Source organism: Streptomyces sp. NPDC001137, assembly GCF_040298885.1.
In the GTDB taxonomy this organism is placed as follows: domain Bacteria; phylum Actinomycetota; class Actinomycetes; order Streptomycetales; family Streptomycetaceae; genus Streptomyces.
In genome coordinates, this window is record NZ_JBEPBA010000027.1 from 141,006 (window position 1) to 152,772 (window position 11,767).

Annotated in this window: 12 protein-coding genes; 5 read left to right on the top strand and 7 right to left on the bottom strand. The window is 71.7% G+C overall.

The features are described 5' to 3' along the window. Positions 1-54: 54 nt before the first annotated feature. The 3 genes from ABT254_RS38575 to ABT254_RS38585 all read right to left on the bottom strand — a co-directional run bounded on the left by ABT254_RS38575 (position 55) and on the right by ABT254_RS38585 (position 2,768). Entirely contained in the window at positions 55-1,002 is a 948-nt protein-coding gene (locus ABT254_RS38575; protein WP_351481143.1) for a DMT family transporter, read from the bottom strand. Between the two features lie 169 nt (positions 1,003-1,171). Continuing rightward, a complete protein-coding gene (locus ABT254_RS38580; RefSeq protein WP_351481146.1) occupies positions 1,172-2,170 on the bottom strand; it encodes an EamA family transporter in 999 nt (332 codons plus the stop codon). Positions 2,171-2,222: 52 nt separating this feature from the next. Continuing rightward, positions 2,223-2,768: a Clp protease N-terminal domain-containing protein gene (locus ABT254_RS38585; RefSeq protein ID WP_351481149.1), complete on the bottom strand. Its 546-nt coding sequence runs from the start codon at positions 2,766-2,768 to the stop codon at positions 2,223-2,225. A 218-nt stretch (positions 2,769-2,986) separates the two neighbouring features. On the opposite strand from ABT254_RS38585, the gene ABT254_RS38590 reads away from it, so the two are divergent. Both ABT254_RS38590 and ABT254_RS38595 read left to right on the top strand, forming a co-directional pair. After that, the gene (locus ABT254_RS38590) at positions 2,987-3,154 is read left to right on the top strand and encodes a hypothetical protein (RefSeq protein ID WP_351481152.1); all 168 of its coding nucleotides are present in this window, start codon (positions 2,987-2,989) and stop codon (positions 3,152-3,154) included. A gap of 117 nt (positions 3,155-3,271) precedes the next feature. After that, positions 3,272-3,700, top strand: a complete 429-nt coding sequence (locus ABT254_RS38595; protein WP_351481155.1) for a type II toxin-antitoxin system Rv0910 family toxin — start codon at positions 3,272-3,274, stop codon at positions 3,698-3,700. 65 nt (positions 3,701-3,765) lie between these two features. On the opposite strand, the gene ABT254_RS38600 is transcribed toward ABT254_RS38595, so the two are convergent. Next, complete coding sequence (locus ABT254_RS38600) at positions 3,766-4,401, bottom strand: PadR family transcriptional regulator (RefSeq protein WP_351481157.1); 636 nt, start codon at positions 4,399-4,401, stop codon at positions 3,766-3,768. A 144-nt stretch (positions 4,402-4,545) separates the two neighbouring features. On the opposite strand from ABT254_RS38600, the gene ABT254_RS38605 reads away from it, so the two are divergent. Beyond that, a complete protein-coding gene (locus tag ABT254_RS38605; protein WP_351481160.1) occupies positions 4,546-5,442 on the top strand; it encodes an aminoglycoside phosphotransferase family protein in 897 nt (298 codons plus the stop codon). 64 nt (positions 5,443-5,506) lie between these two features. On the opposite strand, the gene ABT254_RS38610 is transcribed toward ABT254_RS38605, so the two are convergent. Beyond that, positions 5,507-7,147, bottom strand: coding sequence for a thiamine pyrophosphate-binding protein (locus ABT254_RS38610; RefSeq protein ID WP_351481163.1), 1,641 nt, complete (start codon positions 7,145-7,147; stop codon positions 5,507-5,509). After that, entirely contained in the window at positions 7,144-7,929 is a 786-nt protein-coding gene (locus ABT254_RS38615) for a cyclase family protein (RefSeq protein WP_351481166.1), read from the bottom strand. The genes ABT254_RS38610 and ABT254_RS38615 overlap by 4 nt, the downstream gene beginning before the upstream one ends. A gap of 144 nt (positions 7,930-8,073) precedes the next feature. Between ABT254_RS38615 and ABT254_RS38620 the strand changes: the two genes are divergently transcribed. Continuing rightward, positions 8,074-8,883, top strand: a complete 810-nt coding sequence (locus tag ABT254_RS38620) for a PhzF family phenazine biosynthesis protein (RefSeq protein ID WP_351481168.1) — start codon at positions 8,074-8,076, stop codon at positions 8,881-8,883. A gap of 19 nt (positions 8,884-8,902) precedes the next feature. Here ABT254_RS38620 and ABT254_RS38625 read toward each other — a convergent pair whose 3' ends face one another. Then, a complete protein-coding gene (locus ABT254_RS38625) occupies positions 8,903-9,703 on the bottom strand; it encodes a CPBP family intramembrane glutamic endopeptidase (protein WP_351481171.1) in 801 nt (266 codons plus the stop codon). Positions 9,704-9,888: 185 nt separating this feature from the next. Here ABT254_RS38625 and ABT254_RS38630 point away from each other — a divergent pair, with 185 nt between their 5' ends. Then, complete coding sequence (locus tag ABT254_RS38630; RefSeq protein ID WP_351481174.1) at positions 9,889-11,652, top strand: substrate-binding and VWA domain-containing protein; 1,764 nt, start codon at positions 9,889-9,891, stop codon at positions 11,650-11,652. Positions 11,653-11,767 lie beyond the last annotated feature (115 nt).

An 11,767-nucleotide genomic window follows, 5' to 3' on the forward strand; every position in this document is an offset into this window, starting at 1 on the left:
TGCTCGACGACCGGGGAAGGGGGCGGGGTCCGGTTACCGGCCCGCCCCTCGGCCTCACACCGGCACCGGATCCTCCGCCACCGTGCCGCGTGCCTCCGCCAGCGCCAGCCCGGCCACCGAGCCCAGCATCAGCAGCGTGCCCACGAGGGTGGCCGGAGTGAGCCGTTCGCCGAGCAGCGCGACCGCCAGGACCGCCGCGCCGACCGGTTCCAGGAGCATGATCACGGACACCGTGGCCGACCGGACGGCGGCCGCACCAGCGAAGTAGAGGCCGTAGGCAAGGGCTGTGGGAATGGTGGCGAGGTAGGCCAGCAGCCATACGGTCAGGGCCGGATGGGCCGTGTGCGGGACGATCCCCTCGGCCAGGGCGAACGGCAGCAGACAGAGGCTGGTGACCGCGAACGCCCCCACCGACGTACTGGATGCGTCGACCTCGCCGTCCCTGCCCCACCAGCGTGTGAACAAGGTCAGCACGCTGTACCCGGCCGCGGACAGCAGGGCGAACAGCACACCCGACAGGCGTACGGTCGCTCCGCCGCCGCCGAGGACGAGCACTCCCAGCCCCGCCAGGGCCCCGGCGACGGCTGTCAGGCCACCGCGCCCCAGCCGCTCCCCCATCGTCAACCGGGCACCGAGCGCGATGAGCACGGGACCGGTGCCGAGCGTGACGACGGTGGCGACGGCGAGGCCGGTGGCGGACACGGCCGCGAAGTAGGCGGTCTGGAACACGGCGAGCCCGACGCCGGAGACACCGGCGCGGAGCGCCCTGCGACGGAGCGGTTCGCGTACGGCGGCCCGTCCGCGCGGACGCAGCAGGCGGGCGGCGAGCAGCAGGACGAGGCCGGCCGCGCAGCGCCAGAAGGAGAGGGCGACGAAGCTCATGTCACTGGCCCGGTAGACCAGGGAGGCGGCCGCGCCCGCGGTGCCCCAGGCGGCACCGGCGACGATCAGATAGAACAGGCCTCGCCCGACGGGCAGGCCGAAAGCGGCATTCGAGGACACGAAGGTCTCCGCAGAAGTTTCGGAAGGGACCCGGCATCGGCCGGGCCGTGGACTTCTTCTGCGGGCAGCACCGTTTCGCCCGGCACCGGGCCGGGCGTTGACTCCGGAGGGCCCGCCTCAGGCGGCCGGAGGCGGAAGAACGAGTGCGTTCGAATGCATGATCAGCACCCTAGGCGGCGCTTTCGCGGGACGACAACTCCCTTTCCGGGCCGCCGCTCGCCACCGGGTCCGGGGATCCCTTGGCGGGTGCCGAGGACTGGGCGATGAACGCGCCCACCAGGACGACCGCGCCGCCGACGATCTGCGGCGCCGACAGGTGCTCGCCCAGCAGCACCCAGGCCAGGACCGTCGCGACGACCGCCTCGAGGCAGGCCACGACACCGGCGACCTGCGGGGAGAGCCGGCGCACCGACAGCACACCGGTGACGTACGCGAGGACGGTGGCGATCAGGACGATCCAGGCCAGCAGGAGGAAGGCGGCGATGGGGGTGCCGTCCATGTGCGCGGTGCCCGCCAGCACGGACCAGTCCATGGTCCAAGGGCGCGCCACGGCGGTCAGGACGACGGCGCCGATCAGCAGGCCGTAGGCGATGACGCCGAGGGGGTCGGGTGCGTCGTCGCCGGCGTCGCTGCCCTGGTCGGACAGGACGAAGTAGCCGACCTGGCAGCAGGCGGCGCCGAGTGCGAGCAGCAGACCGACGGCGTCGAAGCTCAGCCCCGACCAGACCTCGACCACACAGGCGAGGCCGCCGGCCGCGAGGACCACGCCGAGCGCGGCGGCACGGGTCACCGGCCGCCGCTGCACGAACCGCACCCAGCCCAGGACCAGGGCGGGCGCGAGGTACTCGACGAGCAGCGCGACCCCGACGGGTATGCGGGAGATCGCGGCGAAGTAGCAGGCCTGCACACCGGCCACGGCCAGCAGTCCGAACCCGGCGAGCAGCGCCGGGCGGCGGCGCAGCAGCGCCCGGTGGCGCACGGCGACCGGCAGCATCACCAGGGCGGCGCCCGCGACGCGCAGCCACACCACATGGAGCGGGTCGAGTCCTGCCTCGATCAGGGGTTTCGCCGCCACCCCGGATCCTCCGAAGGCGACCGCGGACCCGAGGGCGAGACCGAGTCCGGCACTCCTGCCGCGGCCGCCCCGGCTGCTCTCAGACGTATGCACGGGCCCATGATGACAGGCGACGACATGAGCGTCACCCCCGATGACACCTGTCTCAGCGGCTGGACCACCTGGACCGCGCCGACCGGTTCTCGATGCGTGTCAGCACGGCGCCCGTTTCGAGCCCGGCCCGTTCGAGGACCTCGACGGCCCGCGCCTGCGGGTCGAGGAGGATCGCCGCGAGCAGGTCGATGCCGCGGGCCGGTTCGGCGCCGCGGGCGGCGGCGCACTCGCAGGCGTACCCCATGGCGCCCGCTGCCAGCGGCGAGAAGCCCTCGGCCTCCGCGACCACGGGTACGGCGCCGGAGTCCTCGACGGAGCCCTGCCAACGCAGGCCGTAACCGATGCTCCGCTGCACCAGGTAGCCGAGCAGTCGCGCGATCTCGGGCCCGTCGTCGAAGACGGCCCGCACCTCGGGGTCGTGCTCCAGGAGCGAATGCAGCAGATGGGCCGTGTCGATCTGCCGGTCCCCGTCGCGCACGGCCCGGCGGCGGGCACCGGAGACCACCGTTGCCAGTTCGGCACTGAGCCTGGCATCGTTGTCCACGCGAGGGCCGATGGCCTGCTCGCCGACCGACTGCCGGGAGATACGGGGTTGCACACCCCTACCCCATCAACCTCCTCGCCCTGGGTCATCCCCGGCGGGAAGCATCTTCGCGTCCCACGGAGAGTGGACTCGAAGCGCCGGAATCTCCTCCTTACGGATGAGATCTGGCCGTTCTGCCCGCAGGGGCGCGCGCCGCCTTGCCGCGCGCCTGGTGTGCAACCACAGCGCCCCGTCGCACGTCCAGAAAGTCCGTGGAGTGCGGGTGCTGGCTGGTGTCCCTGCCGGCCGTGGACGGCAAGCAGTACGTGTACCGGGTGGACGCCCCGGAGGACGCTCTGCCCGCCGACCTGTTCTGGGACGCCTGGCACTGCCACGACGAGAGCGCCTTCCCGCGCGCCTTGGATCTCTTCGACGCCGCGGTGATCCGTCGGGTCGGCTGACGGTTCGGGGGCGCACCGGGAAACTCCCACATTTTCTGACGGTTCATCAGTATTGAATGTTCCAGGCCCTGCGGCTACGTTCCGCGACACCACAGCCCGAGACGAAGAGGTGGTCGCATGCCCGAAATCAATGCGGAGGCACGGATCGAGGCGCCGGCCGAGAAGGTGTGGGCACAGCTGATGGACTGGCCCGCGTACGGCGAGTGGAACGCCACCCACACCAGCTTCCCGCAGGGCGGCCCGGCGGCGCTCGAAGTGGGCGGGACCTTCCAGGAGAACATGAAGCTGATGGGCTTCCCGGCCGAGGTCGAGTGGACCATCTCGGAACTGGAACCGGCCCGGGTCTTCGCCATCAAGGGCAAGGGGCCGATGGCCGTCACCGTGGCCACGCGCTACACCCTGACCCCCGAGGGCGAGGCCACGAAGGTCCGTATCGACGGCGAGTTCACGGGCGCCGCGGTCACTTTGATGGCGGGCAGGCTGAAGGACTCGGGGACCGCCGCGCTGAACGAGTCGCTGCGCAAGCTGGCGGGGCTGGTGTCCTGACCGCCACAGACGGGAAGGCGCCCCGCGCAGTGGTCCGCGGGGCGCCTTCGTCGCCGTAAGAACTGTCAGTCCTCGTCGGCGAGGATCAGGTACAGCTTCTTGCGGGCTTCATTGATGACCGTCAGCGCCTTCTCGCGCTGCTCCTTGTTGCCGGTCTTCCAGACCTGACCGAAGGCCTCCATCAGACCGAAGCCGGCCTGGCGGATCTCGCCGAGCGCCTCGAAGTCGATGCCGCGGGAGGCTTCCTCCCAGGGCGCGTCCGGGCCCTCTTCGGCCGCGCTGCGGCCGGACTCGGTGAGCGAGAAGAGCTTCTTGCCGCCCTCGCTCGCGCTGGTGATCAGGCCCTCGTCCTCCAGCAGCTGGAGGGTGGGGTACACCGAACCCGGGCTGGGCTTCCACGCCCCGCCGCTGCGCTCGGCGATCTCCTGGATCATCTCGTAACCGTGCATGGGCCGGTCCTTCAGCAGGGCCAGGATCGATGCCCGTACGTCACCTCGCCGTGCCCTGCCCCTCGGGCCGCCGCGCCCTCGCGGCCCCCAGGGGCCCGGGCCGAAGCCGGGTCCGCCGAAGCCGAAGCCGCCCGGACCGCTGCCGGGCCCACCCGGCCCGAAGGGGCCGAAGGCGCCGCGCCGGCCCTCGAAACCACCCCGCCCGCGAGAGCCGGGTCCACCGTGTCCACGTTCGAATCCATGGGAACGCATCGCAATCACTCCATTCCATCGTTGATCTGTCGCGATGCGTCAACGATATATCGGAATAGTTCGCATGGCAAGGCCCGGCCGAACACCCCGGCGGAGGCGAATCTCGGTTGATCCTGCGACCGTGGCGCATGAAGACTGACTGTCATGGCCATGCATGACGACCAGGTGGACGTAACCCCCGACATCGTGGCGACCTTGGTCCGAGAACAGTTCCCGCAGTGGAGCGGCAAGGCGGTCCGGCCGCTGTCGTCGACCGGGACGGTCAACGCCATCTTCCGTATCGGGAACGGCCTCTCCGCGCGTTTCCCCCTGCGTGCGGCAGATCCCGCCGAGGCGCTGGCGGTTCTGGACCGGGAAGCGCGGGCGAGCGCGGAGCTGGCACGCGTGTCCCGGTTCCCCGTCCCGCGACCCGTCGCCCTCGGAAGCCCCGGAGCGGGTTACCCCATGCCCTGGTCGGTCCAGACGTGGCTGCCGGGAACGGTCGCCTCCGATGCCGACCCGAGTGGGTCGGACGCTTTCGCCGAGGACCTCGCGGCTTTCATCGCAGTCCTGCGGGAGACCGACACGCAGGGACGGCTCTTCGGCGGCGACAACCGCGGCGGCTCTCTCACCCACCACGACGACTGGATGGCCAGGTGCTTCGAGGAGAGTGAGGGGCTGCTCGACGTGCCCCGGCTGCGCCGGCTGTGGAGCCACTTCCGGGAGTTGCCACGCACGGGTGCGGACGTGATGAGCCATGGAGACCTGATTCCCGGCAACGTACTGGTCGCGGGAGACCGGCTCGGCGGCGTACTCGACACCGGCGGCTTCGGCCCGGCCGACCCCGCGCTGGATCTCGTCAGCGCCTGGCACCTGTTGCAGCCGGGCCCGCGGGAAGTGCTCCGGCGGAGACTGGCCTGTGACGATCTGGAGTGGGAGCGCGGCAAGGCATGGGCGTTCGAACAGGCGATGGGGCTCGTCTGGTACTACGCCGAGAGCAATCCGACGATGAGCGGAATGGGGCGCCGGAGCCTCGACCGCATTCTGGAGTCGATGGAGTGATGACGCCCCGCTCGTGGGCCCGGCACCGGATTCTGGGCCGGGCCCGTGCGGGACCGTGCGGCGCTCAGTGGCCGCGGAACGCCTCCTCCAGCCACCAGGAGCCGTGCTCGCGGGTCACCTTGGCGTCGATGAGCAGGGGTGCCGAGCGCGGCCCGGCGACCCAGTCCTGCACCGCCTTGAGGTCGGCGGGCGTGCGGACGGTGACCGCCTCGAAGCCGTAGCCGCGGGCCACGGCGGCGATGTCCGTCTCCGGGAAGGTGACCGTGTCGAGCGGGAAGCCGTCGGGGCCGAAGTGGTGCACCTCCGCTCCGTAGGCCTCGTCGTTGTAGACGACGACCACCATCGGCAGGCCGAGCCGGCGCACGGTGTCGAGTTCCACGGCGCTCATCAGCGCCCCGCCGTCACCGAGGGCGGCCACCGGGAGCCGTCCCGGCTGGGCGAGAGCCGCGCCGATCGTGGTCGCGAGGCCGAGGCCGATCGACTGGAAGGCCTGGGTGAAGCAGAAGCCGTGGTGGTCCGGCACCGAGAGATACGCGCTCGGGTAGCCCATGAAGTTGCCGGAGTCGACGCCGACGACCCGCTCGGCGGGGAGGACGTCGTCGAGCGCGATGCTCAGCGTGCGCGGGTAGATCCGCTCGCGGGTGCCCTCGTCCTCGTACGGCACGTCCTGCCACCTGACCCGCGCGGCGAGGGCCTCGGCCACGTCGGGCGAGCGGTAGCCCGTGCGGCTCCCGCCGCCGGCCTCCAGAGCCCGCCGCGCCGTGCGTTCCACGTCTCCGGTGACGCCCAGGGCGATCTCCCTGTGCGCGCCGAGCGCCTCCGGGTCGTCGTCGACCTGGACGACGGTGGCGTCCGGGCCGATCAGACTGCCGTGCCGCATGGTCCACATGTTCAGTGCGCAGCCCCAGCCGACGATCAGGTCGGCGCCCCGGATCAGTTCGACCGCGAGGGGCGAGGCGAAGCCGCCGGAGACGTCCAGCGAGAAGGGGCTCGCGTGGAACAGCCCGCGGGCCACGGCCGAGGTCGCCAGCAGAGCACCGTACCGGTCGGCCAGGGCGAGGAGCGCGTCGCGGCCGCCGGTGGTGCGCGCGCCGCGGCCGGCGACGAACACCGGTCGCCGAACCCCTTCCAGGGCCCGCACCAGCTCCTCGACAGCCGCCTGGGACGGTTCGACCGGTTCTCGTACGGGCATGGGGTGGGCGTCCAGGAGGGCAGCGTCGGGCACGTCGAGGGACTGCACCTCCAGCGGCAGGTTCAGCAGGACCGTGCGCCGCTCGTGCCGGGCCCGCTGGAGAGCCGCGCGGGCCTGTTCGACGGCGTCGTGCGCGGTCGTCACGCGCGCGGTGACGGCACCGACGGAGTGCGCCAACACGGCTTGGTCGATACGGAAGTTGGAGCGCTGCGCGGTCGCCTCGGCGGCCAGCACGAGCAACGGGGTACGGCTCTTGGCGGCCTCGGTGATGCCGGTCAGGGCGTTGGTCAGGCCGGGGCCCTGGTGGACGCTCAGTGCGGTCACCGCCCCGCTCGTGCGGGCGTACGCGTCGGCCATGGTCGCCGCGCCGCCCTCGTGCCGTGCGGCGACGAACCGCGCGCCTGCCGCCGCCATGGCGTTGGTCAGATGGAAGTTGCCCGAGCCGACCACGCCGAAGACCTGGTCGATCCCCGATGCGACGAGGGCCCGCCCGACGGCTTCGGCGACCTTCACGACCGCTCCACCAGGGCGAGTACGCGCGCGGGGGATCCGGAGCCCGAGACGATGGGCAGCGGTCCGGCGATGACGACGGCGCCGGTCGGGGGCAGGGAGCCGAGGTTCTGCAGCTGGGTCAGCCCGTACTTGTCGGCGCCCAGGAAGTAGGAGTGGCAGGGGAAGGCCGGATCGAAGGAGTGCGCCCGTCCCGCGTCCGTGCCGACCGTCTCCGTGCCGAGGCCGAGCACCGGGGTCTCCTCGGCCACCCAGCGGGCGCACTCCGCGGACAGGCCGGGGGTGTGCGGGCCGTTCTCGTCGGCGTTGAGGAACGCCTCCTGCGACTGCGAGCGGGCGTCCCAGCCGGTGCGCAGCAGCAGCCAACCCCCTTCGGGCAAAGGCCCGTTGTCGGCCTCCCAGGCCTTGATGTGGTCCACCTCGACCAGGAAGTCGGGATCCTTCGCGGCGTGCTCGGAGAAGTCGAGGACGACCGCGGGGGCGATCAGCCGGCCCGCCGGTACCGAGGCGACATCGGCGAGGTCCTTCCCGGTGACCCAGTGCACGGGTGCGTCGAAGTGGGTGCCGGTGTGCTCACCGCTGCGGAAGTTGTTCCAGTACCAGGCCGGTCCCCGGTCGTCGTACCGGCTGATCTCCTCCAGCTCGAAGACCTGGGTCTGGCCGAACTGGGGCGGCAGCTGGATCACCGGAGTGGTCGACGACAGCGGCGACGTGAGGTCGACGACTTCGATCGATCCCCCCTGCAGCCCGGCGAGCAGGGCGGAGAGCACGGACGGCTGTGGCATGACGGCCTCCTGGGCAAGGGCTGGACGGTCAACGACAGGGTGTCAGCCGAGGGCCGCTCCGCTAAGGCACCTGACCCGGAAATCGGTCCACCGTCCCCGAATTGGCCTTGGTGGCAGGCGCCACCCCGTCCTAGCGTCGAAGCCATGCGAATCCGAATCGTCGACGCCTTCACCGACCGCCCCTTCGCCGGCAACCCCGCCGGCGTCCTGCTTCTCGACGACTTCCCCGACGACGACCGGCTCCAGAAGATCGCCCTGGAGGTCAACCACGCCGAGACCGCGTTCGCGCACCGGCTGTCCGAGGGCGGGGACGCCGACTGGGCGCTGCGCTGGTTCACACCGGCGACCGAGGTGAACATGTGCGGGCACGCCACGCTGGCCACGGCCCATGTCCTGCACACGACCGGCGCCCACGAGGGGACGGTGCGCTTCGCCACCCGCAGCGGCGTTCTCATCGCCACGCCCCAGGAGGACGGCTCGATCACCCTGGACTTCCCGACCGCGCCGCTCACACCGGTCGAGGTCCCGGACGGTGTCGCCGAAGCGCTGGGCGCGGAGCCGCGCGCCGCCTTCGACACCGGTCCGAACGTAGGCGACCTGCTGCTCGAACTCGCCGACGAGAAGACGGTCCACGCCCTCACCCCGGACCACAAGGCGCTCGGCGCCTACTCCGAGCGCGGCATCATCGCCACCGCCCGCGCCGAGGACCCGGCACGGGGCTACGACTTCGTCTCCCGCTGCTTCTTCCCGAACGCCGGCATCGACGAGGACCCGGTCACCGGCAGCGCCCACACCGCCCTCGCGCCCTTCTGGTCCGAGCGGCTCGGCCGCACCGACCTCACCGGCCTGCAGGCCTCGCCCCGCTCGGGCCGAGTGCGCACACAGCTGCGCGGCGACCGCACGCTGCTCGGCGGGCGCGCGATCACGGTCATCGAGGGCGAGCTGCTCGCCTAGAAGGACGGGCTGCCGGCGCTCACGCCGTCGGCAGCCAGCCCACCTTCCCGGCCAGCAGCGCGTACCCCACGAAGGCCCCGATGTCGAGCAGGGAATGCGCCACCACCAGGGGGCCCACCCGCCCCCAGCGCCGGTACAGGTACACGAACACCACGCCCATCACCATGTTGCCGACGAACCCGCCGATGCCCTGGTAGAGGTGGTACGAGCCGCGCAGCACGGAACTGGCCACCAGGGCGGTGCCCGGTGTCCAGCCCAACTGCCCGAGCCGGCGCAGCAGATATCCGACGACGATGACCTCTTCGAGGATCGCGTTCTGCATCGCCGAGAGGACCAGCACGGGGTACTTCCACCACACGTCGGGCAGCGCCTCCGGCACCACGGTGAGGTTGACCCCGAAACCGCGTGCGGCCAGGTAGAAGGCGATTCCGGTGCTGCCGATCACCGCCGCGATCCCGGCGCCGCGGCCGAGGTCGGGCCATGGCCGGGTGCGGTCGAAGCCGATGGTGCGCAGGCTCTGGCCCTCGCGCAGCAGGAGGTGCGCGACCAGGGCGACGGGCACCAGGGCCGTGGCGATCCCGAACAGCTGCCAGGCCAAATCCAGCCAGGGGCGGCCCGGCGCGGCCGAGGCGTTGAGGGTGGCCGCCTGCTCCTTGAGCCCTCCTGGTTTCGTGACCGATCCGACAAAGCTGATCAGGGCGGACACACCACTCGCACCGAGCGAAAGCCCCAGAACGAGCAGCGTCTCGTCACGGAGAATCCGTCGCGAGGGCCGTTCCGGCGGAAAGGAATCGGCCACCGGCCCCGCCTCTGCCTGCACACCTGCCTCCAGTTGAGTAATCCAGCCTCATCCCCACCGCCACCCCGCTAGGGTCTCGAAAGAACTTACGAGGATCGTGCGCCAGGCCGTCAGGGGGGACGGACGCCGTACGGGGCGTATCTCCCTTTTGCCTGCCATACGGCCGCGGTCCGGCACGAGGTTCAACAGGGAGGGGCACCACCGTCATGGGACGTCACAGCTTGCCCGATCAGTATGGGGCGGGCGGCAGCGACCCCCGTCCACGGGCGCGGCGCCGCACGGTGGCGGTGGCCACGGTGCTCGTCCTCGCCGTCGCCGGCGGCACGGCGGGCGCGGTCAAGAGCGGCCTGCTGTCGTTCGGCTCCTCCTGCCGGGACGACCCGGTGCGCCTGAAGCTCACCGCCTCGCCCGACATCGCCCCTGCCCTCGCGGCCGCGGCCAAGCAGGCCCGGCGCAGCGACATCACCTCCGACGGACGCTGTCTCGCGGTCACGGTGACGGCGCGCGACTCCTACAAGGTCGCGGACGCCCTCGCCGCGGGCAAGAAGCCCGACGCGCAGCTGTGGGTGCCGGACTCTCAGCTGTGGATCGACCGGGTCACGGCGGACAACGGCCCGATCGACGTGACTCCGGTGGGCGCGGTCGCCTCGACGCCGATCGGTGTGGCCGTGGTGCCCACGGCCGCCAAGGCGCTGGGCTGGCCGAAGCGGACGTACAGCTGGGTCGACCTGGTCGGCGCCGCACTGCAGGACAAGTCGCTCAGGCTGGGCGCGGCCGATCCCGCGCGCAGCGCCACCGGGCTGCTCGCGCTCACCCGGCTCAGCACGGCCGCCGCCGGGATCAAGGGCGGCGACACCCAGGCGGCGGCCATGATGAAGGCGCTGTCGCAGCGCACCTCGGACAGCGACGGCCAGGTCGTGGACACCCTGCCCCGCGACTCCTCGGGCACCGAGCTGGGCAACCCGAAGCGGAACCAGGCGCTGGTGCTGTCCGAACAGGCGGCGTACGCGTACAACTCCTCGGCCGACAGCGGCGGCAGTGTGGACATGTTCTACCCGAAGGACGGCTCGCCGCGGCTCGACTATCCGTTCGCGACGGTCGACGAGCTGACGACCGACGAGAGCCGGGCCGCGCTGCGGTTCGTCAACTATCTGCGGCAGCCGGCGCAGCTGCGGCTGTTGCAGAAGTTCGGCTTCCGCACCTCCGACGAGGAGGCGCCCGAGGCGGTGGTCGCCGAGGCGGGCGGCAGCAGCCCCCAGCCGTACACCGAGCCCACGCCCCAGCCGGCCTCGGACGCGGCGCTCCAGGAGACCCTCGGCACCTGGACGATCACCGTGCAGAGCGCCCGGCTCACCACGGTCGTGGACGCCTCCTCGTCCATGGCGCAGCCGGTGCCGGGGACCGGGCAGTCCCGCATGGAGGTCACCAAGGGCTCCCTGCTGCAGGCCCTCGCCACCTTCACGCCCGAGGACGAGATCGGCCTGTGGGAGTTCTCCACGAAGCTGGACGGCGCCAAGGACTACCGCGTCCTGGTGCCGACCGAGCGCCTGGGCGACCAGAAGGGCAACGGAACCCAGCGCGACCGCCTCTCGGCGGCCTTCAACGCCCTCGCGCCGGTCCCGCACGGGGCGACCGGGCTCTACGACACCACGCTCGCCGCCTACAAGGCGGCGACCTCGTCCTACGCGAAGGGAAAGTTCAACGCGCTGGTCATCCTGACCGACGGCGTCAACCAGGACCCCGGCAGCATCTCCCGCTCCGAACTCGTCACCCGACTCCAGAAGCTCACCGACCCCGCCCGCCCCGTACCGCTCATCATGATCGCCGTGGGCCCCGACGCCGACCGCCAGGAGGCCGAACAGATAGCCGAGGCGACGGGCGGCTCGGGCCAGTCGGTCAGCGACCCGTCGCAGATCCAGTCGGTGATGCTGAAGGCGATCGTGGCGGCGGGGTCGAGAGGCGACGACTAGCGGGCAGCGGCCCCCGGCGGCTAGTGTCCCGGTCTTGAGTTCTGGTCTCGCCTCGTGAGTCGCCTTCCGTTTCAGATTCGGGCGTTTGCCAGTCGCGAGGTGGCTGTGGGCGGTG